The sequence below is a fragment of the Halorussus halophilus genome, assembly GCF_008831545.1.
Classification (GTDB): Archaea; Halobacteriota; Halobacteria; order Halobacteriales; family Haladaptataceae; genus Halorussus; species Halorussus halophilus.
On the sequence record NZ_CP044523.1, the window covers coordinates 2,703,573 to 2,727,842 of the forward strand.

Annotated in this window: 24 protein-coding genes and 1 pseudogene; 7 read left to right on the top strand and 18 right to left on the bottom strand. The window is 54.4% G+C overall.

Annotation, left to right across the window (positions count from 1 at the left end; genetic code table 11):
• The 6 genes from F7R90_RS13440 to F7R90_RS13465 form a co-directional block, all read right to left on the bottom strand.
• Entirely contained in the window at positions 1–1,932 is a 1,932-nt protein-coding gene (locus F7R90_RS13440) for a VirB4 family type IV secretion system protein (protein ID WP_158057931.1), read from the bottom strand.
• Positions 1,933–1,936: 4 nt separating this feature from the next.
• A complete protein-coding gene (locus tag F7R90_RS13445) occupies positions 1,937–2,992 on the bottom strand; it encodes a class I SAM-dependent methyltransferase (protein ID WP_158057932.1) in 1,056 nt (351 codons plus the stop codon).
• On the bottom strand, positions 2,989–3,981 hold the full coding sequence (locus F7R90_RS13450) for a hypothetical protein (protein ID WP_158057933.1): 993 nt from the start codon (positions 3,979–3,981) through the stop codon (positions 2,989–2,991). The genes F7R90_RS13445 and F7R90_RS13450 overlap by 4 nt, the downstream gene beginning before the upstream one ends.
• Before the next feature lie 164 nt (positions 3,982–4,145).
• Positions 4,146–5,963, bottom strand: coding sequence for a type IV secretion system protein (locus F7R90_RS13455; RefSeq protein ID WP_158057934.1), 1,818 nt, complete (start codon positions 5,961–5,963; stop codon positions 4,146–4,148).
• A 6-nt stretch (positions 5,964–5,969) separates the two neighbouring features.
• Positions 5,970–6,416 carry a hypothetical protein gene (locus F7R90_RS22540; protein ID WP_225741171.1) on the bottom strand — a complete coding sequence of 149 codons (447 nt, stop codon included), beginning with the start codon at positions 6,414–6,416 and terminating at the stop codon, positions 5,970–5,972.
• A 221-nt stretch (positions 6,417–6,637) separates the two neighbouring features.
• Positions 6,638–7,219, bottom strand: coding sequence for a hypothetical protein (locus tag F7R90_RS13465; protein ID WP_158057935.1), 582 nt, complete (start codon positions 7,217–7,219; stop codon positions 6,638–6,640).
• Between the two features lie 131 nt (positions 7,220–7,350).
• Here F7R90_RS13465 and F7R90_RS13470 point away from each other — a divergent pair, with 131 nt between their 5' ends.
• Positions 7,351–8,604 (top strand): RNA-guided endonuclease InsQ/TnpB family protein, encoded by a 1,254-nt coding sequence (locus tag F7R90_RS13470; protein ID WP_158057936.1) that lies wholly within the window; start codon positions 7,351–7,353, stop codon positions 8,602–8,604.
• On the opposite strand, the pseudogene F7R90_RS13475 reads toward F7R90_RS13470, so the two are convergent.
• A pseudogene (locus F7R90_RS13475) lies at positions 8,586–8,969 on the bottom strand (ArdC-like ssDNA-binding domain-containing protein); the annotation flags it as partial. The gene F7R90_RS13470 and the pseudogene F7R90_RS13475 sit on opposite strands and share 19 nt — an antisense overlap.
• A 196-nt stretch (positions 8,970–9,165) precedes the next feature.
• Between F7R90_RS13475 and F7R90_RS13480 the strand changes: the two are divergent.
• A complete protein-coding gene (locus F7R90_RS13480) occupies positions 9,166–9,465 on the top strand; it encodes a toxin-antitoxin system TumE family protein (protein ID WP_158057937.1) in 300 nt (99 codons plus the stop codon).
• A gap of 33 nt (positions 9,466–9,498) precedes the next feature.
• Positions 9,499–9,909, top strand: a complete 411-nt coding sequence (locus F7R90_RS13485) for an HVO_A0114 family putative DNA-binding protein (RefSeq protein ID WP_158057938.1) — start codon at positions 9,499–9,501, stop codon at positions 9,907–9,909.
• Positions 9,910–10,082: 173 nt separating this feature from the next.
• On the opposite strand, the gene F7R90_RS13490 is transcribed toward F7R90_RS13485, so the two are convergent.
• The 6 genes from F7R90_RS13490 to F7R90_RS13515 form a co-directional block, all read right to left on the bottom strand.
• Positions 10,083–10,634: a hypothetical protein gene (locus tag F7R90_RS13490; RefSeq protein ID WP_158057939.1), complete on the bottom strand. Its 552-nt coding sequence runs from the start codon at positions 10,632–10,634 to the stop codon at positions 10,083–10,085.
• On the bottom strand, positions 10,631–11,707 hold the full coding sequence (locus tag F7R90_RS22545) for a hypothetical protein (RefSeq protein WP_225741172.1): 1,077 nt from the start codon (positions 11,705–11,707) through the stop codon (positions 10,631–10,633). The genes F7R90_RS13490 and F7R90_RS22545 overlap by 4 nt, the downstream gene beginning before the upstream one ends.
• 120 nt (positions 11,708–11,827) lie before the next feature.
• A complete protein-coding gene (locus F7R90_RS13500) occupies positions 11,828–12,280 on the bottom strand; it encodes an SWIM zinc finger family protein (RefSeq protein ID WP_158057940.1) in 453 nt (150 codons plus the stop codon).
• A 183-nt stretch (positions 12,281–12,463) separates the two neighbouring features.
• Positions 12,464–13,678, bottom strand: coding sequence for an outer membrane protein assembly factor BamB family protein (locus F7R90_RS13505; RefSeq protein WP_158057941.1), 1,215 nt, complete (start codon positions 13,676–13,678; stop codon positions 12,464–12,466).
• Between the two features lie 196 nt (positions 13,679–13,874).
• Positions 13,875–14,180, bottom strand: a complete 306-nt coding sequence (locus F7R90_RS13510) for a hypothetical protein (RefSeq protein ID WP_158057942.1) — start codon at positions 14,178–14,180, stop codon at positions 13,875–13,877.
• 58 nt (positions 14,181–14,238) lie between these two features.
• On the bottom strand, positions 14,239–15,186 hold the full coding sequence (locus tag F7R90_RS13515) for a transcription initiation factor IIB (protein ID WP_158057943.1): 948 nt from the start codon (positions 15,184–15,186) through the stop codon (positions 14,239–14,241).
• 249 nt (positions 15,187–15,435) lie between these two features.
• On the opposite strand from F7R90_RS13515, the gene F7R90_RS13520 reads away from it, so the two are divergent.
• Both F7R90_RS13520 and F7R90_RS13525 read left to right on the top strand, forming a co-directional pair.
• On the top strand, positions 15,436–16,194 hold the full coding sequence (locus F7R90_RS13520) for a DUF7504 family protein (protein WP_158057944.1): 759 nt from the start codon (positions 15,436–15,438) through the stop codon (positions 16,192–16,194).
• A 69-nt stretch (positions 16,195–16,263) separates the two neighbouring features.
• Entirely contained in the window at positions 16,264–18,465 is a 2,202-nt protein-coding gene (locus F7R90_RS13525) for a CHAT domain-containing protein (protein WP_158057945.1), read from the top strand.
• 9 nt (positions 18,466–18,474) lie between these two features.
• On the opposite strand, the gene F7R90_RS22900 is transcribed toward F7R90_RS13525, so the two are convergent.
• The 3 genes from F7R90_RS22900 to F7R90_RS13535 all read right to left on the bottom strand — a co-directional run bounded on the left by F7R90_RS22900 (position 18,475) and on the right by F7R90_RS13535 (position 19,737).
• Entirely contained in the window at positions 18,475–18,612 is a 138-nt protein-coding gene (locus tag F7R90_RS22900; protein WP_449272366.1) for a DUF7503 family protein, read from the bottom strand.
• A 163-nt stretch (positions 18,613–18,775) separates the two neighbouring features.
• Positions 18,776–19,258 carry a hypothetical protein gene (locus F7R90_RS13530; protein ID WP_158057946.1) on the bottom strand — a complete coding sequence of 161 codons (483 nt, stop codon included), beginning with the start codon at positions 19,256–19,258 and terminating at the stop codon, positions 18,776–18,778.
• Positions 19,259–19,539: 281 nt separating this feature from the next.
• Complete coding sequence (locus F7R90_RS13535) at positions 19,540–19,737, bottom strand: HEPN domain-containing protein (RefSeq protein ID WP_225741173.1); 198 nt, start codon at positions 19,735–19,737, stop codon at positions 19,540–19,542.
• 459 nt (positions 19,738–20,196) lie between these two features.
• On the opposite strand from F7R90_RS13535, the gene F7R90_RS13540 reads away from it, so the two are divergent.
• A complete protein-coding gene (locus F7R90_RS13540) occupies positions 20,197–20,484 on the top strand; it encodes a helix-turn-helix domain-containing protein (protein WP_225741174.1) in 288 nt (95 codons plus the stop codon).
• 184 nt (positions 20,485–20,668) lie between these two features.
• Here F7R90_RS13540 and F7R90_RS13545 read toward each other — a convergent pair whose 3' ends face one another.
• Complete coding sequence (locus F7R90_RS13545) at positions 20,669–21,547, bottom strand: hypothetical protein (RefSeq protein ID WP_158057948.1); 879 nt, start codon at positions 21,545–21,547, stop codon at positions 20,669–20,671.
• A gap of 1 nt (position 21,548) precedes the next feature.
• On the bottom strand, positions 21,549–22,646 hold the full coding sequence (locus tag F7R90_RS13550; RefSeq protein ID WP_158057949.1) for a hypothetical protein: 1,098 nt from the start codon (positions 22,644–22,646) through the stop codon (positions 21,549–21,551).
• Positions 22,647–23,081: 435 nt separating this feature from the next.
• On the opposite strand from F7R90_RS13550, the gene F7R90_RS13555 reads away from it, so the two are divergent.
• Positions 23,082–24,137, top strand: coding sequence for a hypothetical protein (locus F7R90_RS13555; RefSeq protein WP_158057950.1), 1,056 nt, complete (start codon positions 23,082–23,084; stop codon positions 24,135–24,137).
• Positions 24,138–24,270 lie beyond the last annotated feature (133 nt).

A 24,270-nucleotide genomic window follows, 5' to 3' on the forward strand; every position in this document is an offset into this window, starting at 1 on the left:
CTATCGAGTTGGGTCAACAAGTTGCAGTTCTGTTGGTAGTCCGGTCACTTTCACGGGGAAGTGTCCCTCATCCTCGACACAGACAAGCGCGTGGCTGTATCCACGTTCTCGCGTACCTGGTTTCGCCTGCCTGAGGAACGTTCCCTCGCGTTCGTTCAGTCCTAGTAGGTTCCGATGCTCCTCGGACAACCCCGGAAGTCGCTGGAGAATCTTGATCGAGGATTCTTTGGCGAGGACTTCGGCTTTCTCGTGAGCGAAGAAGTCCGCGATTTCCTGTGTGACGAGATGGACGCTCAGGTCATGATGGCGCGAGTGGCGGTACGCCCGGGCAAGCCAGTCAAGTGAGCCTTCGTTTTCGAGCAGATAGTGGGCTTCGTCGATAACCAATATCACGCGATTCTGCGTCTGCTTCGCACGCTCATACACTGCATCGAAGAGCAGTTGCATCATCAACGCGATGTCGTGGTCTGCTTCACCCTGCTGGAGGTCCAGGTAGGTGACCTTCGACTCCCTGAGAGTGACTTCTGACTGCCCGGCGAGATTCGCAAACTCTCCATCACCCATGAACGGCCGCATCCCAATCCGCAGGTCAGCCGCACGCGTCTCCCACTTTTCGAGTTCCGTCGAAGTCGGCGTCGTCACCTCGTCTCCCGTCTCCAAAAACGGACGAGCATCCTCAGCCATCTCACCAAGCACAACGAAGACGTCTCGCACTGTGGGACTCTCCTCGCTGTGAGTTATTGGGTCACGAGTGATTCCGGCACGAGCATAGGTTTCCCTGACTGCGTGTCCGAGGACGGCTCGCGCGTTCGTATCCAAGCCGTCGCCCTGGGAGTCGAGATGTCCAAAATACGTCTCGAAGAACCCCATGACGCTTTCGAGACGCTGGCCGAACGGGTCGAGGTCCGGCGTTGCTTCGAGGACGGACGCAGGTGTCTCTTCGATTTCGAGCGGGTTCAGTCGTCGCTGGCCACCAACAACGATACGGTCACCACCCAAGGTATCTGAGAGACCACGGAACCCATCCAGTGGGTCAAGCAGAATCAGACTCGTTTCAGGGTCGTTCGCAATTTCGCGCAGACTCAGGAGGTTCGCGGTAACTGATTTTCCGGACCCAATCTTTGCTGCGGCAAGGACATTATACCCATTTGGGCGCTTGAATCGGTCCACGACCACGGGAGCGTCTGTCGTCGCGTGAAACCCATACAAAACTCCGGTGTCTTCGAGTACCGTGGTCGTCGAGAACGGAAACGAGGCGCCGAGTGCGCACCCGAGCATTGGCGTGCGAGCCTCCGGAATCGACTCTGAGATGGTGTCCTTTGCAATTGGGCTTCCACTGACCACGCCGTCCGCTTGGTTGTAATCAACTGGACGCGTCGTCAGTTGGCGTTTAGCGAGTTCCGTCTGGATGCGTTTCGATACTCGCTCGACGGTCTGTTTCGTCTCCCCACGAATCGTGATGTATGCAGTGACATCAAAGACTGTCTGAGAGTTATTCGTGAGTTGGCCAAGTAGCTCGCGGTGGTCACGGAGACGCCGGTCAGTCAAATCGATGGACGGGTCACCATTCTTCTCCTTCCCTCGACGGACCGTTTCGAGGTCACGAATCGCATTCTCGAACTCACGGATTCCCTGCTCTGTCGAACGGGGACTTGCATGCAGTGAGAGGTCTACGTCCGCACTGGGATGTGTCGTAATCGTCTCTAAGAGACCAGGGTCCGCAGCCTTCGGCCAATCAAGAACGAAGAGGGTGGTCGTCCAGCAGTCGCCCGTACGCATCGCGTCCGACTCCAAGTGGGTACTTGATGGCGCGACGAGTCGCGCGTGCTGGGTCGTCTCCTCGACGAGAGACTGTCCCGCTGTGTACTCACGCTCAGAACGACTCCCCATAGTACCACTGACGGCTGCCAGAATGGTTTGAAAGAGCGCCATCAACTCACACCTCCACCGTCGAATCGTCAGTGGTGACGAGTCGGGTGCGGAGGCGTTCACGTGCTCGCCCGGAGTCGTACTGGGTGCGGCGGCCAGTCCACGCTTCTTCCACCCAACTCGCTAGCGTGGCTGCGGTCACTGCTTCCGCAGTACACGACTCTAGGCCACGAATCGCGTCCTCGATGGTTCGCCGTCTCTCAGTGAGTAACTCGTGCTGGGCGCGTTCTATTTCCTCGTCAGTCAGACGCGTACTCTCCGCGCCAAGGAGACCGAGGAATGGCCCGATAACGGAGACGGTTTCGAGGCGGGCAAGCGCGCCACGTTCGGCGAGTTGCACCTCATGAATTCGGACGGGAATCAGAATCTGGTATTCACGGACGCTCGTCCCCCGCGTTCGGAACTCGTGAGGGAGGTCGCGCTGATATACCTTGATGAGTTCCTGGAGTACTTCGTTCTCTCGGACGTCCGGGTCATCCAAGCGTGTGTCGTAGCCTGCCAGTAAGTCGTCCGTTTCGACGCGGCGTGCTGTCGAGCGAATCTGGATGTCGAACTCAAGCGAGTTCAGTGCTTGACCAAGCGCGTCCGCTGCCGCCTGCCATTCTTCGTCTGTGGCAAGCGCCATGTTCGCGGGGTCAACTCGGACGCCACCAACGAGCGTGCCATCGTCACGTTCGACTGCATCGCTCTCCGCGTCGAACCGAGCAATACCAGTGAGTACCTCCGTCTGTTCGTCTGGAATCTGGCCGACAATCGACCGCTGTTTCGGCGCTCGTTTGAACCGGAGGATTTGCGTGACCCACTCTTGCGGGGTGAGGTGGGAAGGCGTGATGACGATGACAACGGCAGTCATAGCGAGTATTCCGAGTGCGCTCAGGATGCCTGCGAGGACTGCGAGGAGACCGCCGTCAGCGACACCTGCGAGCAGGCACGCGAACGCGAGTGCGACTGCGGGAATGAATGCCTTCAGGTCGCTGAGCGTGTAGTCGGTGTCTATACCTGCGATTTCGTCGCCAGCGCCGAACTCATCGAGAACGCGCCGACGTGGATCAGTCTGAGTCATAAGTCTGAATCGTTTTCTTCTGGATATTCTGGGTCGTGCTGTTCGCGTGGTGGGTCGTCTCGGGGGGCGGATATCAGAGTTCGAGTGAAATACGGGAGGTAGGGTCGCCACCCGGTGTGGCGTTCGATAGTCCGTCGAAGGACGTAGCCAACGCCGACGAGAGGAACGAGGGCGAACCCAGTCTGGGTGAGAGCTTCGGGGAGGAATGTTCGACTGCTGAATGTCGTCGCGATCTCAACACTACCGAGTGCGAGCGCAAGTCGGGACACTCCCACCCATGGGGTTGGTCGAACCGCGAAGCCGCTCGCGTCCCGGTCTTCACGGAGCGCCGCGCGAAGGGCGACCGCGACTCCAATACTCCCTGTGAGCCAGAGGAGTGACGCACCAACCCGTGACCCGTCTCGAAGACCGACCGAGAGTGCAAACCAGTCAAGCGCGCCAATACTTGTGAGGATGCTGAACGCGACGAGGAGCTGCCAGCGCGGATACTTGTAGTCACGGTAGTTCGGGAGGTCGCGGCCACCACCGCGTCGTCGCTCGCGCTGCACGCCAAGCAAGTACTCACGCTCGCGCTCCGCGACGTGTAATGCATAGGCAGTTGCGAGAGCAGCGACGAGCAACCATGAACGAGTACGTAGATACGCGCCGGTGGTCCGGAGCGAGTTGCTGACGGTGAGAGTCCACTGAACGCCTGTCTCCACCGAGACGAAGAGCGTTCCAACGAGCGCAACGACGCTCAGGATAGCTGTGAGGACTACGACGAGTGCGGTTAGTCCGACTGTGAGACGCCGAACGAAGAGCGCGCGGCCAGCGAAGACGAAGAGCCGTGTCTTCTCGATACCAGTTTTGAGGAGTTTCCTCGCGTAGAGAGTGTTGACGCCCCGAGAAGCATTCCGAAGTCGCTTCGCAGTCTCAATCTTCCGAGCAACCTCTGTCTCAGGACGCCACTCCATACAGTCGAAACAGACAGTGACGTTATTCTCCACCATGGAGCTAGGTTCGGCTGTATCGAGAGGGTACATCGTATTCCCGACATTCCCTCTTGGGAGGACAATAGACCCACAAATTTGGCAGTTGTAATTATCTCGTCGAGAAACGCGAGAGATTAGCTGTTCGTCCTGGTTCGATGAACGAATATTGCCCTCCTCCCCCGTCATGGGTCCCTCGTCCTCCCAATGTCCCGGACACTACTCTCGTGTTGCTCATCATATCGAGCAGCACGATATCTGCCATCTTGGACTATATTTCTGACATCGAATGATTTGCCCTTCTTATCGTCATAGAGGACTACTGCTTCTTCAGAACGTTTCTGAGCAATTCGATTAAATCCGCCTTCGTCAAGCAGCCATCCGGCACTTGAAGGCCCATCACTCAGAGACCTATATTCTCCTCCACTGTCGAAGTATCCGGCGTCGTACTTGCGCTGGTCCAACTTGGCTCGGTCTTCGACGCGCTCAAACTGCACGCCGTCAGGAATAGTCTTCGCGTACTCGTTTCGCGGTTGTCCACGAGAACTGCCGCTGGTAGAATTCTCACTCGTTCCACCCCCTGCACCAGAGTCCGCAGTCTCTGGCATGCCTCTCTCTGACCCACTCCCGAGTGCTCCGACTGGTGTTTCGCCACTGAGTCCGCCTCCGAAGCCGCCGCTGTTGTTTCGCGTGAATGGTGAACCTTCGAGGGGGTCGACGCGGGCACCGGCGTTCGATGCGGCCGAGGACGAACTGCGTGCGAATCGGTTGGAGAGTCGGTCCCGTAGTCCTCCGGAGCGACTGGCGAGTTGTGAGCCGGTTGCGGCGCCGAGCGCGCCTGCTGTGAGCGCCGCAAGTGGCCGCAGGCGTCTGCTCCCGATATAGAGAAAGATCGGTGAGACGACGGCACAGAACCACATCGCGAGTACGAGGATGATGTACGCGAACGAGTCCACGCCCGCGAAACTGGAAAGACCAGTATCCAAGGAAGCGTGAATCGCGTTGATGACGGGATACCCGACACCGAGGATGACGGCTGCCGGGAACGGCACGAATACCGAGGGTGCGAACAGGCCGCGGAGTCGCCGTCCGATACTTGAGATGGGTCGGAAGAGCGAGAACGCGGGCAACGAAAGCGCGATGAACACAGGCATCGCGGGAATGAGTACGAACACCGCGAGCCACGAGAGGCCGAAGACGAGCGCAACGACCAAGAATAGTACTCCGGAGGAGAACGCGAGCAGGATGGCTCCGAGTCCGGCAGCGAGCGCGCTATCGACGATAACTTCGAAGCTCGCAACGATTTCCTCCCCGGCGGGCGCGAACCAGACCGTCAACCCCGACGCGAGATGCAGCAGGAAGGCACACCAAATCCACGACCCGAGGATACCGAAGAGCGCGAGCCAGCCCCTGAGTTCGAGTGATTTCGCTTGGCGTGCGGTGGCGATATGACCGGGGAGGAAGACGCTCGCTCGAAACCCAAGCATGAACAACGCCCAGAGCGCGAGTCCCGCCGGGAGGCCGAGAGTGAGCCAGAGGTCATAGACGGTATCCATGGGTGCGTTCGTCGGACGGTCCACGAACTCTGGGTCACCATCCGTGAGTGGGACGGGACGACTGACGAGGAACTCCACAGCCCACTCCGCAGTATCCTGTGCGAAGCGAAGGAAGCTTTCCGCGATGTCTTTGACCGCGCCGAGCATCCCATTACAGATGCTTTTACTGAACGGCCCGAGGTCAGCACACGTCCCCTCATAGGCTGGGTCACCCGACTCATTCCCCCGCGGGGTCGTTGGCTCTCCCGATGCCTGAGACGCAGTCGTTGATTCGGGAGTTGTGGTCGTCTCACTCGTCGCGGTGGTCTGCTCGGTCGCGCTGGAGTCAGTGAGCCCGCCACCGATGGGTTCGATACGCGGCCCCTGTTGTTGGGCGAGCGCTGGCACTGTGAGTACTGCTGTGAGGACGAGGAGGACAACGATGGAACGGAGCCGGAGCGTGCACATCCCAGTTTAGAAGAATGGGATGATGTTCACGCAGTCCGTCAGCCCAACGCCCGTTGATTGAATCAGTAGCTGGATGACGACCGCGAACAGCGGTGTCGTCACAGTACTGAAAGCTGCGCGATTCCGCCAATTCTTGATTCCCTCGACGGCATCCGGATTCTTGGGAAGGGCAGCGGCATTATGCAGGATGTACGCGAGGATCGCCGAGGAGATCATCAAAATTCCCACGAATAGGGGTGCTGCGAAGTTGATGGTGTCCGCGAGTGGTGTGCCACAGATATCTGAGCCGACTTGCTGTTGGGCAGCGACTGGCGTCGAGGCGAAAGCGGTCCCCGAGAGGAGGAGTGCTCCTGTTGTGAGTATTGGTCGTCTCTTCGGTATGAACGAGCGCGGCGAGCGCAGGGTCAGTTGAGAACAGTCCAGATCAGGTCGAAAGGGGGGAACGTGTTTCATAGACCTCTCGTCCTTCGCAGGCTCGAAGTCGTTTCGACAGCGGGATTTCCGCTGTCATAGGCCGAACCGACGGGGGACAATCATCAATGGAACCTACGATATTTAAATATGTATTGCGTTTCGCAGGTATATTTTGGAATCTGAAATGATATCATTACTCACGGAACGAGATAGCTGAGAAAGCGGCTCGTCTAATTTGAGATACAATTCGATTCTCTCCCTTACGCGGAGTCCGGGACGTTCTGGAGAATCCTCGCTGCGGTGCGATTGATACGTCCTAATCGGTCTTGGAGAACATGCGTTTCGTCCTCGCGCCATGCTGCAATGTAGAACGATGCATTCTCCGCATCGAGACCGAGTGCGCGACTGACGACGTACGCAACACTTTCAGCCTCGACTTCACGGGCGGACTGGGCGTCGTCTTCTTCGACGTGTAGGAGGGCGTGGGCGTACTCGTGGACGAGCGAATGAGCAACCATCGCCCGATTCGACTGGTCTTTCACTGCGACTCTCGGGTACTCACCGCCTCCACGATACTCACAGACACCATCCGCTGACCCATACTCCCACTCAGTAGGCGAGAGGAGTTCAGCCTGTACTTCGAGTCCATCTGCGGCGTCGAGGAGCGCGGGAACCAACTGAGGAGCATCCCCATACACGTCCGTATCGAGCTCGGGGAGTGGTTCGCCCTCGGTCTGGCTTACGTCGAAGACTGGAACCGGCCTAAAGCCGACGACGCCCTTCGACCACTGCTCTGGGGGTATCCCGTCTGAATCACAGTCTGAGTGTTCACATGACTGCAAGGAGGAAGCCCACGGCTGAAGCCGTGAGAGGAATCTGACAAAGGATGGAGTAAACCATGAACGGTAGCAGGCTGACTCCTCCACACCGGCCGTGATCTTAATAAAACAACGGTTCGTATGTGAAGTTATAGATGGAGGTCAAACGAACCATTCCGGTCAAACTCTCGGTTCCCGAGGACCGAAAGAACGACCTCCATCAGACTATCGACCAGTTCAACCACTCCTGCAACTATACCGTAGAGAACGGTCGTAACGAAGACGGCTATCTCATCCTCAACAAGTCGAAGATACACGACCGGGTGTACCACGACCTGCGAGACGAGACAGACCTCCCCGCGAACCTCTGTGTTCGGGCGTACTCGAAAGCCGTCGAAGCGATGAAGTCCACCGTTGCAGACTGGAAGAACGGCAACAGCCGACCACTCCCACGATTCAACGAACCATCAGCAGTCTACGACAAACGAACGTTGACCATCAAGGACCGCTCGGCCACCCTTTCGACCATCAACGGACGTGTCGCCGTGGACTACGTTCTCGGGGACTACCAGAAATCCTACCTCGATGATGACGACTACGAGAAACGGATGGGAACGCTTCACTACCGCGAAGCAGAGGATGCGTTCTACCTTCACATCGTCATCCAGAAAGAGGTCGAAGAACGCGACGGTGATACGGTTCTCGGTGTGGACTTGAACCTCAAGAACGTCGCCGTGACAAGCACGGGGTCGTTCTACGATGGTGGCGAACTACTGTGGGGCCAAAACCACTACTTCCGTGTGCGTCGAAGCCTTCAGCACAAAGGCACTCGCTCCGCCAAGCAGGTACTCCGGCGACTGTCGGGGCGAGAAAACCGCTTCGTGCTGAATCGCCTGCACACCATTTCTCGACGCATCGTGGAGGAAGCCGACGCCCACGACTGTACGTACATCGCGGTCGAACGCTTGACGCACATCCGCGAGCGGATGGACAACGGGAACGACCAAGTGAAACGCCAGATGCACACTTGGGCGTTCCGCGAACTCCAAGAGATGCTCGCGTACAAAGCCGCCGAGTACGGTATTCATGTTGAGAAGATACCGCCTGCGTTTACCTCCCAGACCTGCTCTCGGTGCGAGCATCAGTCAAGCACGAACCGTAATTCGGATGGGTGGTTCGAGTGTAACAACTGTGGGTACTCGGTTGACGGCGACTACAACGCGGCGAAGAACATCGGCAAGAAGTTGCTATCTTTACCATCGGGCAAACGCCCCGATGGGTTGGGCGACGGTCATCTCGCCCTCAAGTCCGGGACGTTGAACGGGAACGGCGATTACACCGCCTACGACATCTCGTCGGCAGACCGGAAGTCCACGGACAAGCCCACGACTTCAGTCGTGGAGCGGTGACAGCGTGATTGACTGCGCTCACATTCGGGGCATTGGCGGGCGATGATAGGTGCCCAGATCCAGATCGCGGATTCACCTGCTCGAACGTGGCGGTCGAACTCCGTCTGCCACGTCCGATAGCCCGCGACCCTTGACGCTTCCGGGCACTGTGCGTGGATGAGCAGGGAGTTTCGAACGGAGTAGTCGTGGAATCGGCTTTGGAAGTCAAGCCATTGTTTGAATTGGTCGCTGGCCGTTGCGTCCTCGACGCTATCCTGGAGGTCGGCGAGCCACGTTTCGACCGTGTGTTGCATCTCGTCTGCGCGCGTCTCTGAATCCGCGAACGAAACGGGATTCTCGCGCTCGTCTGTGTTGTCTTCGGCCATTGAGTATCAGGCACTCTGGGGAGCGCCTCGCCCCATAGGGCGCGAGAAAAACAAGGCGACGAGGCGCTGGTGGAATCCTCCATCGGTGATATATCTCAGCAAGCGTGCTGAATAGCAAGCCCGTATGGTCGTTGCCTCTATGATGGCGTTCCCACCAGCAACCTTATTTTGATGGCCCTCCCACCATCATGTGTAGATGGCACGCGACGACGGGAATGACGTAACGGTAATCCAAAACCGGCGGTTCGACTTCGGCGAGGAAATCATCAAGATACGAATCCTGAAAGTCCCGAAGTCCGAGAAATTCCCGGATGGAGTGAAGTCCGTACTTCACTACGGGAAGAAGGGAGCAGACGACCCGTACATTCGCTACGACAACCACCACGGACCCCACGAACGCCACGAAGGCGAGTACGTCGAAGAAATCGAATTTCCCGGCTACGAAGCACTCCTCCAACGCTTCCGACGGGAGATTCCAGTCGATATCGAACGCTGAACGCACCTGCAGACCACACCCACGAACCCTACCATGACCGAAAATACGCTCACAATTCGCGTCGAACCGGCAAGCCAGTTCTTCGACGACGTCGAAGAAGACTTTCGTCGACTCGACGAAGGCGACATTGACGACATAGAACAGAAGAACACACTCTCGGTCCCGGACGAAGAAGCGCTCGCCCGGGTCCTGAGTGCGAAGAACGTCGAACTACTGCGGACAATCTCGACGCGCGAGCCCTCAAGTGTCCGAGAACTCGCGCGGTTCGTTGACCGCGATATCAAGAACGTCTCATCGGCGCTGAGCGAACTCGAAGCGTTGGGCGTCGTGGAGTTCGAGCAGGACGGACGAGCGAAGCGGCCCGTCGTCTGGTATGGTGAGATCGACGTGAAACTCACGCTCGATGGTGACGACGATACGGACCCAGTTGAGGCAGCGGGATAATCGAGAGTATCCGCGTTCGAATTGGGCAAGTAGTTTGAGAACTTGGAAACTCAAGGCTGTACGTTTCTTACCATGAGAATTGGGGGAACCAGCTTGCAAAATTCGGACCGCGTACTGCGCAGGTTATCTTCTATCAGATTATTAGATATTCAACAGAACAATATTTTTGGGTCTCAGTCAATTGCGTATGCGTCGCCGAACTCTGAGAAGTGCTTAACCAGCGTATCCATGGTCCCCTTGAAATCCCCAGCCGAACTGACGTGCCGGTAGAAGACGGTGTTGGAGTCATACGGATTTTTCGAGGTTTCAATGTCCCAGTCACGATTCCGAGTCTGTTCTGCCACCTCTTCATCGATAGCCGGGTCAGCATACTTAACCTTATACCCAACCGTCCGCAGTGCGCCATCGACATCTCTACGACCGTACTCTGTCGGCGGCATCCAGTAGAGGTGGACATTCAGTCTTTGAGTTTTATCCTGTTCCGGAGCCCGTGGTCCCTTCATCAGATGGTTGATTCGATGAGTCGCTATCCCGCTAGAGGAACTTCGATTGGATTTCGTACTAGTATCAGTACGTGATTCGAATAGGTCGGGGTGTTCGTCCACCATCCGTTGATTGAACTCATGCAATGCCGCTTCGACTTCATCCTCGAACTGGTTAATCAGTCGGAGTGCCTTCAGGTACCTGTCGTTCTCAAGTCCTTTTGTGAGGAATTCATCCGTCATGGGTCTACCCTCTCGCGGAGATACGTTAGTTGTTCCTCAAGCGTATCTGTAATTCTGATTGGCTGAATCGTATCTACAACGTTTGTGGGGGCCGCTAATCGCTTTACAACGGATTGTGGCTGGAAGTTCATAATTCGTTGCTCAGCAACCGCACAAAATAGGTACGCGTTGGCCGCCCAATGGTCATCATCGACCAGTCCCTGACGCAGGACCGAACGAATTGCCGCGGTCACGTCACGCCAGTATAGCACGTCGATGGGTCCGGGATCGGCCCACTCGATCTGAAGCTGTTCCTCATGCTTGCAACTGAGTGCAGGCTCAACAATAGCATCAAGGCGCTTCTTTTGTCTCTTCGGCAAGAGAAGCGTGTGCGCCCATCGTTGGTCGTCGTAATGTTGTTCTACGAGCTTCGCCGTGTCAGCTGTCTTCCGATAGTTCTCATCACCTAGCTTCACCTCAATCGAGACCCCACGCTTGGCATAGAATAATAAGAGATCTGGTCGGCGGATCGACCCATCGGGTTTCGAAAGCTGGTCTTCCCGAATGACCTCGTTCGGAGCCTCATCCGCCGGAAGGTCAAATAATTCCGTTCCGAGGGCTTTGGTTGGGCGTAGTAACTGTGCCAGCCACCGCGACCACTCCACCTCGCCATTCGGCTGAAGCGGCCCCCGCTTGCCCCAATTTCGGCTCAAGTCCGCAGTTAGCGGATCTGTGTCGAAGGGAGCGTCAGAGCGTTCCCACTCTTCGTTGGACTCTGCAAGCAGGCCGGAAATCGTTGCTGCCGTCTCGTTGCCAGTCTCAATGTACGTGTGCCACCATGAGTCAAGTTCCTCCCAGCAGTCAGTAAGCCGTTCCATGACGAACACTTGGGCCGAGGCGAAGTCTTGTGCGATAGGAGACGAGTCAGTCTGTACCTGCCACCACGGATCAAATTCGCCCCAGCAATCATGCAGTCGCTCATTGTCCAGGACATGCGCTGAGTTGAGGTTTTGATTAATCGACTCAGACCGTGTGTATGTTGACCACCATGAGTCCAAGCACGTCCAGTCGCTCGGCTCTACGTCGGTGTTCATGTCTCAGTCAAGTCAGAGCGACTATAAAATTGCTGTGCGGACTAGCGTCCTCTCGTTGGAACTTAGGCCATATTAGCGTTACAATGGGTTGTCTAAACCCCTGTCTTGGCAAGACGCATGCTATACTTCAGGTAGGTCGCGCCGTCCACTCCGATAGCACTCCCAGCAGGGAAAGTCACTACCCGCGACGCAGTTACAGTCGTCAGGCCGTTCACTGTCGTCTTGTGGGGATGCAGTCTGTACGCCGCCGTCAGTGGCTAGTCGATGCGTTGCAGCTTCGAGAATGGGTGTTCGAATCGCAACCGCAAGTCGGTGCTTGCAGGCTCCCTCGTACTTCGCGTCAGCGGGGCATCCACACTGTTTGGGAATTCCATTGTGGACGGTGACGAGGTATTCGTGCGCGCTTGGGTTTGCGTGACTCGTGTTTCTAACCTCGACACCGTCTGTAGTGACCGTGAATTCGAAGGCTTCGTATTGGGCGCGTTTGGCGGTCCTCGTCGTGAACTCCAGCACGGAGAGAACGTGTTCGGTTGGGTCTGAACTACTGTCTCCGGATTGTTTCCGTATCGACATGGTATCTGCGAGGCACGATACTGGGTGCCCCGCACCCCGAAGGGGCAGATAAAATCCCCCGGAAAAGCAGGGTTCAGTGGTTGCTGATGCTGTAGAAGGTGCTTTGAGTGGGACTCGAAGGGCGGCCGCAATCGCGGTAGTCCTAGAACGCTTCCGGCCGTGGCAGTCCAGTAGCAGGGAGACTCATTCGATTGCCCTGAGCATATTGTCCGCACCGACCACGTACACCGTTCCATCAACGACTGCTGGTGAGGAACCGATGACCGCGTCCATGTCGTATTGCCATTGGACCGTCCCCGAACGAATGTCGAGCGCGTAGAGTGTTTGCCCACTCCCGACATAGGCAACTCCGCTTGCGATTGCCGGTGCCGTTCGGACTCGCTCAGCCTTGTCGGGTTGAAATCTCCACACTACAGTACCCGTTTTGGCATCCAGGCCAAGGATGGTTCCTGCATCGGTCCCGACAATCACCCGCTCGCGGGTGACTGCTGGCGGCGTCCGGACCGGTTCTGATAGCTTTCTTCGCCAGCGCTCGGAGCCATCATCGGTGGCCACTGCCTGGACGACGCCGTACTCAGGGATGCCGCCATCGCTCCGCTCTTTCCGTATCGCATCTTTGATATCCGCTGGCACGTCGAACGTTGCGTACCGCCGGTACGGTTGCTGACCACAAACATAACACGTACCGTCAACTACGGCCGGCGTCTCTGGCTTCGGGAGAATATTGCGCTCCCACTCCACGCGACCCGTTGCCGCGTCGATTGCCTGCAGCCGAGAGGCTACTTGCTCTGCGTACGGGAAATCATCGTCACCACTCTCAACGGACTCTCCGACCGTCTTGACACCTCCGGCGTACAGAGTGCCGTCGGACATCGCAGGCGTTCCATAGATCTCCGCCTCCGGATTGTGAGTCCATAGCGCTTCTTCCGAGCGAGCGTCGAAGGCCCCCAGTGCGAAGTCGACGGCCGAATAGACTGCACCGTCGGCGATGAAAGGAGACTTGTCGCTATGAATAGGTGGTTGGACGTCATACTCCCGAACGCGCTCGCCGGTCTTCGCGTCGTATCCTCGGGTCACTGGAGGGTCGTCAAGGACCGAAACGTAGACGATACCGTCAGCGACACACACCGAGCCCCGCGTCTCACCGAAAGGATCATCGGAAGCGGTCTCCATTGTGATCTCACCGGTGTGCCGGTTGACGCCGAGGACGTTCGGCTTTGAGTCCGTTGGATACATCGTTGCCACGTAGACACTGTCCCCGACGACAGCAGGCGTCCCTGGAACGCTGTAACCGACATCACACTGCCATCGACAGGTTGGCGAGCCATCGGGACCACTCGTGGGCGCGTGGCCTGAGTTCCCGAGATCAAATCTGTCCTTGTGCCAGTCGATGGTCATGGTAGCTCGTAGAAAACACGCATCGCACTTATATTCGAATACGCCAGTCACAGATCTAACTGACCGGGAGTGAACGTGCTACTTCTACGAGTCTGTGTACCCCGGTGGACGGTCAGTGAACTACTATCGTACTAGGCTCCGTGATATCGAACTACTGTGGGTGGCCGCTCAGTCTCCGAGTCTGAGCGACTCTGAATTATGAGTCAAAACGACACCGTTCAGCGACACGGTCTCCTTCGAGCGTCCGCTGGTCGTCGTCCGTATCTACGAACAGGGTTGCTTGGTCGGTGGTCGCTCGCTCATGGGTTGCTGGTCGGTCGTCGATACCGAACGTCTCGGCTTCCGGTTCGTCAAGTCGCGGTTCGCGGTCGTGGTGGTCAACACTCGCCCCGAAGTCTTCGAGTGAGGTTTCGACGCTCTCGTCGCTCGTTTCCAAGTCGCCTTCAGGAGTGAACGTCGCTTGCCGCACTACTGTAATCGATGGTCGGTCTTTCTCGGTCATGAGTCGTAGTGCAGGGACTAGTTGCGCCCTGCACCCCGTGAGGGCGCACAAACAGCTGCTACGAGGATTCAACCTCTGCTTCAGCGAGACGCTTGTAGTGTCGTCTGAGGGTGACCGGAGTAACGCTCGTTGTCTCGGCGATCTCGACTTGAGTGAGAGAGACACCAGTCTTTCGCGCGGCGAGATAGAGCGCGCCAGCCGCCACACCCGAAGGCTTCGACCCCATCGTGAGTCCATCCTGTGCTGCTTGTTCAACGAGTTCGCCTGCTCGCCGTCGTACTCTCGCGGGAACGTCGAGCGCAGACGCGAATCGGGGGATGAAGGCTTTCGGCCGAACGGGTCTCGTTGGGAGTTCGATTTCACGATTGAGGACATTATAGGACTGGCGTGCAGCACTGACGTCACAGCAGGCATCGCCGGCAAGTTCTGGAAGCGTCCACGGGAGGCCGAGACACCGTAACGCGGCATAGACACTGGCTGGGGCGAGCGCGTCGATGCTTCGACCACTGAAGAGGTCTTCACGCTGTGCCGCTCGGAGGATGGTGCAGGCCTGTTCTCGGATGGTTCCAGGCATCTCGAGTGCCGTGGTGAGTCGGCCGATCTCGCTGAAGCCACGACCCAGATTCTTGTTTGCTGTCGTCCCCCAGCGCGCGTTGCTGTGGTGGCGTCGTAGGCGAGTGAGTTGCCGTCGTTTCCTCACAGGGAGCGTGTTTCCGGCTGCGTCTTTCCGGTAGCCGATTTCGGTTGTGAGTCCGTAGTCGTGGAGCGTTGGACTCAGCGGCGCGCCTGTCCGGGGTTGTTTGTCGTCGTCTTCGTAGAATGGTGCTGGTCGGTGGTCGAGTCGGTACTCCCTGATGAGTAAGCCACACTCCGTGCAGGCGGTTTCGCCGTCCCGTGTGCGGAGTCGGCCGTGGCATTCCTCACACGATCGCTCGCTGGTCAGTTCGGGTTCGTGGTCGTCTACGTCTTCGTCGAACGCGCGGTCGTATACTGGTTGGATAGCCATTGCTGGTCAGTTCCTACGGGCAGGTGGTCTGCCCCGCACCCCTCTGGGGCAGAAAAACTCTCTTTGAGAAACTGGCGAAGATGATGACTGCTATCCGGTATTCGGATGGATAGCGGATTCGCTTGATGAACTGCCGCTCTGCAAAATACACTCAGAATTGGATTGTAACTTGGTAGTCGTCGCTTCAATTCTATATCTCTAAGAGAGAAATTTTATAAGTATAGTTATCATACCATCACGATAATAATCATGTCCGGCGGTTCTACAGTGCGCGGCGACCGGGAAGCCGACCCACCCGATGAATATGCAGATTTCCTCAGTGTCCTCCATGAGTTGAAGTCAACAGGCTGTAACCTACTCGTCGTCGGTGACGTCACAGACTACCTCTACACGAAAGCGAGTTCACGGCTATTAGGAGACGCAGATATCACTCGCTACCGTCTCCTCGCAGTGACTGACGCAACTACCCAGAGTATCGCCGACCGCTTACCGGGCGCGAACGAAACACCTCGTCCACTACCTGAGACTACCCAAATCATCAACCACGCTGGCGCACCACGTTCGGTCACCACCGCCACGAATGAGAGTACGCCCCGTAATTTAGCGGGAATCCCCGAAATCTCCGTGGCGGACCCCGAACTTAGAGGCCTTCAACGAACGCTGATCGAGCAAATGGACGAGTTCGCCGACCAAGCAGAGCCCAGTGGCTTGAACCCCACTGAGCTTCGCGTCGGAATCGATTCGCTCGATTCACTCTTCGAACAGCACGACGAAGACGTCGTCCTTCAGGCACTCGGCTGGATTGGTCAGGCAGTCACGAAGTACGATGGAATGGCGCACTATATTCTTCGAGAAAATTACACTAGTGAGCGAGTTCAGGCCCTTGCCGGCGATATGGATGCGATCATTGAGATTCGCTCTGTTGATCCCGTCGAACACGAACATGAAGCCGAGCAACGCTGGCACGTTCCAGAACGCGAGTTAACGACTGACTGGCATCCGCTCTGAGTTTCCGTGGAAGACTGGGGTCTCGTGTTGAATTACTGGAATAGTTCCCCAAGGAGTTTTATCGAATGAGTGAGACAACTCGATAGAGATTCGGGGGTCGAACACGCAATGAAACCTACCTTCACTTCACTCTCAAACACATCCGGTCTCGAAATAATCGACCCAATTGAGACCCGTCGGTTCGTTTTCCTCACAAGTGCCCCAGTCACCCCAGAGCCGGCGCCAACTGAGGGGTTTACATTTCCAGTCACAGGAGCCTGCCGGATAGAGACGGCGAGTCTTATACTCCCGAACGCAGTTGCACTCGACATTCGAAGACCAGACGGCACGAACATCGCATCAATCAGCCCCCAAGCAAATCGAGAATTTGGTGCCGATGATTATCTAATAGAGTTACATGGACCATTGAAAATATATCTGCGTCTGAAGAGTGGAATACGGGTCGACACTACCAGTGATAGAATAGAGATACTATTTGATGAACTCACGTCTGTCAAGATTGGTGCGCGCTCCTACCACAGCTCTCCTGGCTCGACAATTACCGTTCCTGACGATCCTGAAAAAGTGATGGCCGCTCTCTCGACGTTTGGCTCGACAATTAAAACCACGTCGCCAGAGCGTGCCTGGCCAACATTACGAGGCCACCCACCACGCCTTGAGTTAGGTGACGAACTCCGTATCCCCGACCATATGGAACCTCCAGAAACGGGAGTTACAATTCAAATCCCTGCCGAGTACGACGCGATTTATCCGATTGCTCCCCTCGCGTACTACCTTGGGGCTGAAGTCGTCCCAGGCACCCCAGCAGTGGTGACAACTGATTCTGGGTTTGACTATTCGCTTGGGGAACAGTCTAGGGTCTGTGCGGACCGAGTTGAACACCTTCTCAAACGGATGTTCGTCCTTGACTGTGTTATCAGGACTGAAGGTCACTACCCCGTCCCACTTGCTGAGCGTGATATTGTCGAAGACCGAACCAACTTGGATATCCCGGCGCTGTACGATGCCTCGATTGTCCAACGTCTTGAGGCATATGAAACAGTACCGGATGAAGTGGTTGAAGCACTCATGCCTATGTGGCATCGTACGACTTACACGCGACCGACTAGTGATGCAGTCGAGTTACTACCCTACCTCGTAAACGACCTATCGTTGCTTAGAATCAAACAACGCGAACAGCAACCGGAACCGACGGAAGAAGAGCAAGAAGTTCAAGATGCACTTGATTCGTTCTTACGACGTGCGTCCTCTGATGCAGCCTTTGTTCGATCGACAGGAACACGGGAGGTGTACCGAGGAACAGGCAGCGACCAAGACAATGGTGGTAGTTCAAGCATTTCTACACGGGGGATACCGGGAGTTGGTGAATACATTTCGCTACCAGAGACCAACACACTAGAGAAGTCATGGATTGGGGAAGAAACACCGATTCATGGGTCAAAATTACATCCGGCAGGGTTCGCTAATGAGACACCAGAAGTAACAGACGGGTTCATCGAAATCACGGTCGTCTGTAATGACACCGAGATGCGTGAAGAATGGGATGCCATTTCGGAGATTTACGGAAATCGCAAGGATATCCTAGTTGATGCCACCTGTGAATTCGAGGTTTCCACCGATGAATTACGTGATATACTCGCTCGTGACACCGATATCGTACACTACATCGGACACATCGACGGGTCCGGATTCAAGTGTCCAGATGGCATCCTTGACGCAACTACACTGTCGAACGTCGGAGCAACAATTGTATTCTTGAATGGGTGTCGTTCACATAATCAAGGAGTTGCTGTATTGGAGGCTGGCGCAAATGCCACGGTCAGTAGTTTGGGCGACGTTGGGAATACAGGAGCGATGGAGGTTGGTGAAACACTGGCTCGATTACTGTATCGTGGATTCAGTGTGGGGAGTGCGATGAGTATTGTAGAAGAATATACCACGATAGGCCGAAATTATGTCGTGATTGGTGACCCAGGAGTCGCAATCGCACAATGTGAAAACGGATTACCACTCATATATTATATAAATAATAATTCGGGGGAAGTGTATGAAGATGAGTATACTTTTGAACCGTATGTCTATCCCATTAGCATCACGAATATTGGGAGTATCTTTCAGTCATACCTCCCGGATCTCGACCAATATTACGTCGGAGTGGGAATCTGCGGAGAATCTAATGTTTCGAAGAACACGTTCCAAAGTATTCTTCCCGGAACGACAGTACCACTAATTGAAGACGGGAACTTGGTATGGAGTCACAACTGGCTATAGAAAGCCAACTTATGGCCCGTAAATCGCGTTTCCACCACTCGCGACAACACTTGTCTCTGAAAATATTAGTACGAGAGCCCAAAAGACACCCATCATTTTAGGGTTCTCAGCGAGCCAGTCCACGAAATTGGATGCGTTCGACACCATATCTGTATTGGCAACGCCAACCACAGTGATTTTTACTAATTTTTTCCAATAGTAACAATCAAATAGGTTGAGTGTTCCGACGCCTCCTTCACCCTTATCTTGTAGAACGACACATTCTCTCTGGAACGATATATTCCGTCACAACACCGTTTGATAAAACGTGTTAGTAATGCACGTCCGCAGGCACTATCCACGGCGTTTCGAGACGCTCAACAACATTTTCTAAGTGGACTGCATCACGGATCCCATCTCCGACCTCCGTATACATGCGAACGGACGACCCACGGTACGCGCCCAGCGCATAACATGCATAGCGGACGAGGTCCGTATCCTGCATGATTTCTTCGTCATCGTGGTCTGCGAGCCCGTCTTTGATCTTCTCGAGGTTGCGTTCGAACTCTCGCTCCGTCGCCGTCCACGCCTCCTCAAGCAGTTCTTTGCCTGCTGGTGAGTCAAGTTTCGCGGCGGTTGGCAGGTCACCCCAACGGGCTTTTCCGGCTACTGTGGTCCCTTCTTGGTCGAAAGTCACGTAGTAGTCGAACGGCGCATACCCAGTCCCGACAAGATGCGTGAACGCGGATTTTCCGGCTGCAAGGGCTTCGTCTTCGGTCGATGCGTCTACGAGCGCATAGATTACGAGATGCATGGTAGTTGTCCCACCGACGCAGTACTCTCACAGTCACAGCTCTGTCTCTCTACTCCGACTCGCGCCAGCACTGCTTGCTGGCGCGTTATAAACAAACCCTCCGATGAAACGCTAACTCGAAGCATCTCAACTGAGATTGTACTCGACAACGTCTTTCGGCCCACAGTACGGACAACTCGATTCAGGGGTGTCGAGCGTCGTGCCACACCGACGGCACTCATACACAGTTGTCTGCTGGCGAGCGAGGTTGCTTAGGAATCGAGGAAGAAACGACATCGAGATTAATGACCTCCATCGAGGTCATTCTGTCTTAGTGAGTGGGTTCGTGGGATGTATCCGGTTCGTTCGATTTGGGCGGCTTGTGTTTGTAGGAGCGCGACGAGCGCGAGTTCTGGGACACCAGCCTCCGCGTAGGTACTGAGCCAGTCTTGTAGGTCGTCGTCTGCGGCTTCAATCTGGGATTGGATTCGAGTAGTCACGAATGGTCACTCTCTTGCAGACGCGAGCTAATCGAGTGCGCCTGCACCCCTGCAGGCGCAGAAAAACAGCCCTGCTCAAAGGTAGGAGAGATGGGATATACGTCCTGTACCCATCGGAAGCGGTGAAGATCCTATTTTGGTATCCTTCTGAGGGTGAGTAGCTGAACGCAGCGGTCGTGCTGAGCGTCCAACTGACGTTCGTTTCTGGAGCAGTTCGTCTAATTTGTCGGACATATAATGGGATAAATACTAGTTACTACTGAAGAAAACCCAATTCATTCACTTGAGTGTAGGGTAGCAGGCAAATTCAAACGAGCTAGCTTCGGTTCGTATGGCAACCCACTCATTACGACAGCTTGTATTCTGTGTACGCGGTATATCACGTCGCTACACCGCATTCAGAGCAGTTAACTCCACCTCGAATAGACACACCGATGTATGCGGCCACGAGTTCCAGGTATGTCCGAAGTTGACGATGCAATTCTTGAGTTCCTCCATGCACTCGGAAGGCCTGGTGGAGCGCAAGTCGCATTACCACCGCGACCCATCTGGTATCATCTCGTCAACGAACTCGAAACGCTCGATAAAAGCCCAGCCACATTTTCACGCCGATTGAAGCAACTCACAGAGCGAGGACTCCTTGAGATGCGGGACGAAAACGCAGCGTACTATCGAATTAGCGAAACTGGACTTGCTTATCTTGACGGTGAGATTACCGCAGAACAACTTCTGTTATCTGAAGAGTGACTGCCTAAGATAGAGTTCGTGATTTTGAGTGGATATTCAAAATTTCACTATTGGGGCGTTGTGGAGTTTCGTAGCTAACCGGAAGCGACGATAGAATCTTTGAGCTTCTGGAAGAGAGCGGCCTCAATCTGAGCAAGAAAGTTCTCAAAGAAACTTTGACCTTGGAGCCGAGGATATATCGAATCTAATATTCGGCTAAGCTCGTCTGCGGGCTGATTTCCTGCGCAATTTTCTCGACAAACTCCGGCCCCTCCATTCTGTCTTGGAGTGCCTGAGCAGTCTGGGCCGAAACCCGCCACTTACCCTCCGCATCGGCAACATTTTCGATGTACCCCTGAAGTTCCTTCCGTTTCAGGTACTGAAGTAGATGCTCCGTTTCCGTGATGAAGCGGTCCTGCTTCTCGTCGCTAATGTGGTTCCAGTGAAAGTGAACCTCTTCCAGAACTTCCTCAATGTCGGTTGTGTCCTTCACCAATGCGGCCCGTAGTAGTGCTTGAATTACTGTGGAGACGAATTGCTCACTGTCTTCTTGCTGATCCACGTCGAAGGGATAATATTCGGTTGGGAGTGCTTCGTCGGGGTCCATATTGATTGGGAAAGCCGATGCAAGGGTTGTTGAATCGAACTCGATAGAGTTCTTGATTAAAACACCGCTACTTGGGGAGTGTTTGAACTGAACAAAGGTCGTGTCTGTGTTCACTAATAATTTCCGCGTAGAGAGATCTGAGAGCGACGAGTAGCACGTTTCTAACTTGAAAATAGACGAATCGACGAGAGAATCCAGGCTCGAATTCTGCAGAAGTGTGTCGGAGTTTCCTTCGAGAAGCTGGTATCGTCGGAGTTGGTCTTCATCCAGCGTTTTCGACTTGCACTCCGCAACTATCGAGTGGTTGTTAGGGCCAGAAGTCAGCACTACGTCCGGGTGAACTATGTCGTCAGCAACCTCCATTTCGGATTCGATAAGGTCACACTCGTATTCGTACCGTGCCAGTGAATGAGAGAATCCTCTCCGGTCTTTTGCGAGGGAAACCCAACCGTTTATTTGAACGGTGTGCGGCGACACACTATACATTCTCAATGTCCATCGTCGCCGCAGGGTCATAATGCTGTTGAAGATTAGTAAATAATCGGAGAGCTGTGTTCCCACAGGCACCCTCGTAGAGGTAGACTCGTATCCAAGTCGGGCCGACCTCCAGCGTAATCTTATCGCCGTTGTGGAGATCGACTCCTTTCATCTTATAATACTCATCCTTGAGCTTCGTCGTCGTCCCCATCAGACGGAACGGCTTACCTCCGCTCACGACGTGCGAAATAAACTCTTCAATATCGTCGATCTGGTTCTCCAAGTCAATCCGTAAGTGGCTACCGTTGACACGAGTACCGTGGTCTACCTCGTCGTAGGAAAGAAGATGATTTTCCTCGATGAGGTTTATCAATTCCCGGTATCGGTCTTTGACCTTTTCGACGGTGTCTAAATGAAGCTCAATGTCTGAGCCTCCACGAGCGGTGAAAGCACCATCACTCGTAATTCGCTCTGTAATGTACTCATCCCCCTTTTCACGGCGGATTTTGATGCGAGATAGAGAGAGGATTTTTTCAATATCGGTGTTCTGTTTGAACATCGAATAGATTTGTTGTGTATCGTCTCCGTTCAGGTTGAGCCGGAAGTCACCGATGCCAACCTGTTCATTCACGTACTCTGGTGGAAAAGCATCATCACCGAGTTTCTTTAGTCCAGCCCCTTTGAACTGGCCCCAGCCAATTACTTCACGCTGAGTATCGTTTGGAATCCAGGGGTGGTCAAGCCCATTTCCGTCAGTAGTAGTTAGCTTCTCAAATGTTCGCCGGGCAAATTGAGAACCAGAGAGGGTGTAAAGAGACCAAAAACGGTTATCGCTCGAATCGAGATAATACTGCCCCTCCTCTCCACGATATTTGATTTCTAAAACGTGGAGTTCATCCCCAATCTGACGCACATCCTTAACCTCGTCTGTCTGCTCCAAAAATTCGCTAACTTCGATATTCGATTCGATGATGTAGGTTTTGACCATTTTCTGGTCATCATCGAGTTTTTGCTCTTCAGCGAGGTTCTTCTGAGTACCCACTAACCGAGCCTGAAAAAACTCTAACATTCCCCTTCGGCTGTTTATTTCTGCAGACATTGTTCCACCATAATTTCTTGACTTCTTCTGCGTACTATCCTAACTAAAGGTTTATGTAAACAAGTTTTCGCCATAGAGCAAATTCCTCGCTCTACTCTAACGGGATGTCCCTACTTCGTACTTCGGCCCAACGAAAGATTGCGCAAACCACTGTTCAGAACCCACTACGACCAATACCTTATACCACGTCCCACCTCGCCTCTGCCCGAGGTCGTTCCGCTCAGGCCGACTGATACCCGATTCCCAGTGAATCTGCATCTCCTCACGGGAAAGCGACGCAGGAATTCGGTACACAATCCAGCCCTCCACGCTCGCGCCCTGTTGGACCATTCCCGAAGAAACGAACGTACTGCCGGAGATTGACCCGCAGAACTCCTCCAGTTCTTTGTCGTCGTCATATTTTTATAATCAGAGAATCGCTCCACAAGATAGCAAGTGGCTCAAATGAATGAATTGTTAGACGAAATGATGGAAGAAGCCTTACCGGACAACTTAGATACTGGTCCACATACCTGCGCCGTCTGTGGGACAAGCATTTACCGAGGAGATGGTGAGAAGATGACCATATCTATGGTACTCCCATCTCAGACCGCATCTCTGATGGAAAATGGAGATGAAGTTACGTTCTCGGAAGAAACGGAATCTCTTCAAATTCAACTCTGTGAAAATCACTGGTCCGCGATGAAAGAATGGGTCGGAGATCCGAATGCAGTTTCCCTCTCCTCGTTTGATGCAACTCAGGTAAAGCCTGTTTCGCACTCAGGTGTGGTTCAAGAAACCAAATGGGATCAGGATCGTCTCCGTAGTGCCCAATCGATAGTATCTGGGGAAATTGAATCCTATTCTGAGAAAGAGGTTCATCGTCTGCGAGAAAAACTGCAAGCAACTCTGTTGTTAGCTGCAGTCTACCGATATGATATCGATTACGGCCCCACTCAAAGGGCAAAAGAGAATCTGAGAACCCTACTTCATAAACAAGGTTATAATGTATCTCGATTGTATGACGACTGTATTGATATTAAAGTTGAACTCGAATCAGATTGTACGGTAGTCGGGACCGTCTACTCTACCCAAGTTGATAGCAAATCCCACCAGCGGAAGCCGCTATCAAAGTGGGAATCTGAACCAGAACGCTCTGTTTCGGATACCGTCTATCTCCGCCTAAGTAGGAGAAGTTTCCACGAATCAGCATACAAGAAATACTCAGATTGTACTTACGTGGGGTTCTATTGGCTTCAAGACCGAGAAAAGTGGCTGTGGTATCCAATTCCGGAAGGCATAAGCACAGAATTTGGTAGTGATGATCGGTTACTTCTCCCTATTGAAGGACCAACGGGAGAATCACCTGCACTCGGATTGAATGCGTTGTCCAGTGAAACCATTGCTATCGAAGAGTATGAACAACGTCTAAAAGAAAATTGGGCAGAAATCGAGAAAGAGCGACCAATGAGTGAGCGCGCAACAGATTGGCTCCGTCGCTACTTCCAATAGGAGACCAGTAGATTACGGAATACTGTCGTTGTATCTCGGAAGCCCACTATTCCTCTACGCGCTTCTGTGTCCTCGTCGTAATGGCCGACATTTCCGTATATTCTCCAATTTGAAGTCATACGACTCGTTCATC

Excerpts from the sequence above, each read along its gene's own strand:
- F7R90_RS13480 (WP_158057937.1), top strand. The coding sequence starts at position 9,166 with ATGGCACGCGACGACGGGAATGACGTAACGGTAATCCAAAACCGGCGG.
- F7R90_RS13515 (WP_158057943.1), bottom strand. The coding sequence starts at position 15,186 with ATGGCTATCCAACCAGTATACGACCGCGCGTTCGACGAAGACGTAGAC.
- F7R90_RS13500 (WP_158057940.1), bottom strand. The coding sequence starts at position 12,280 with ATGTCGATACGGAAACAATCCGGAGACAGTAGTTCAGACCCAACCGAA.
- F7R90_RS13470 (WP_158057936.1), top strand. The coding sequence starts at position 7,351 with ATGGAGGTCAAACGAACCATTCCGGTCAAACTCTCGGTTCCCGAGGAC.
- F7R90_RS22540 (WP_225741171.1), bottom strand. The coding sequence starts at position 6,416 with ATGAAACACGTTCCCCCCTTTCGACCTGATCTGGACTGTTCTCAACTG.
- F7R90_RS13455 (WP_158057934.1), bottom strand. The coding sequence starts at position 5,963 with ATGTGCACGCTCCGGCTCCGTTCCATCGTTGTCCTCCTCGTCCTCACA.
- F7R90_RS13440 (WP_158057931.1), bottom strand. The coding sequence starts at position 1,932 with ATGGCGCTCTTTCAAACCATTCTGGCAGCCGTCAGTGGTACTATGGGG.
- F7R90_RS13450 (WP_158057933.1), bottom strand. The coding sequence starts at position 3,981 with ATGGTGGAGAATAACGTCACTGTCTGTTTCGACTGTATGGAGTGGCGT.
- F7R90_RS13485 (WP_158057938.1), top strand. The coding sequence starts at position 9,499 with ATGACCGAAAATACGCTCACAATTCGCGTCGAACCGGCAAGCCAGTTC.
- F7R90_RS13490 (WP_158057939.1), bottom strand. The coding sequence starts at position 10,634 with ATGACGGATGAATTCCTCACAAAAGGACTTGAGAACGACAGGTACCTG.
- F7R90_RS13510 (WP_158057942.1), bottom strand. The coding sequence starts at position 14,180 with ATGACCGAGAAAGACCGACCATCGATTACAGTAGTGCGGCAAGCGACG.
- F7R90_RS13550 (WP_158057949.1), bottom strand. The coding sequence starts at position 22,646 with ATGTCTGCAGAAATAAACAGCCGAAGGGGAATGTTAGAGTTTTTTCAG.
- F7R90_RS13445 (WP_158057932.1), bottom strand. The coding sequence starts at position 2,992 with ATGACTCAGACTGATCCACGTCGGCGCGTTCTCGATGAGTTCGGCGCT.
- F7R90_RS22900 (WP_449272366.1), bottom strand. The coding sequence starts at position 18,612 with ATGGTGTCGAACGCATCCAATTTCGTGGACTGGCTCGCTGAGAACCCT.
- F7R90_RS13520 (WP_158057944.1), top strand. The coding sequence starts at position 15,436 with ATGTCCGGCGGTTCTACAGTGCGCGGCGACCGGGAAGCCGACCCACCC.
- F7R90_RS13530 (WP_158057946.1), bottom strand. The coding sequence starts at position 19,258 with ATGCATCTCGTAATCTATGCGCTCGTAGACGCATCGACCGAAGACGAA.
- F7R90_RS22545 (WP_225741172.1), bottom strand. The coding sequence starts at position 11,707 with ATGAACACCGACGTAGAGCCGAGCGACTGGACGTGCTTGGACTCATGG.
- F7R90_RS13540 (WP_225741174.1), top strand. The coding sequence starts at position 20,197 with ATGTCCGAAGTTGACGATGCAATTCTTGAGTTCCTCCATGCACTCGGA.
- F7R90_RS13505 (WP_158057941.1), bottom strand. The coding sequence starts at position 13,678 with ATGACCATCGACTGGCACAAGGACAGATTTGATCTCGGGAACTCAGGC.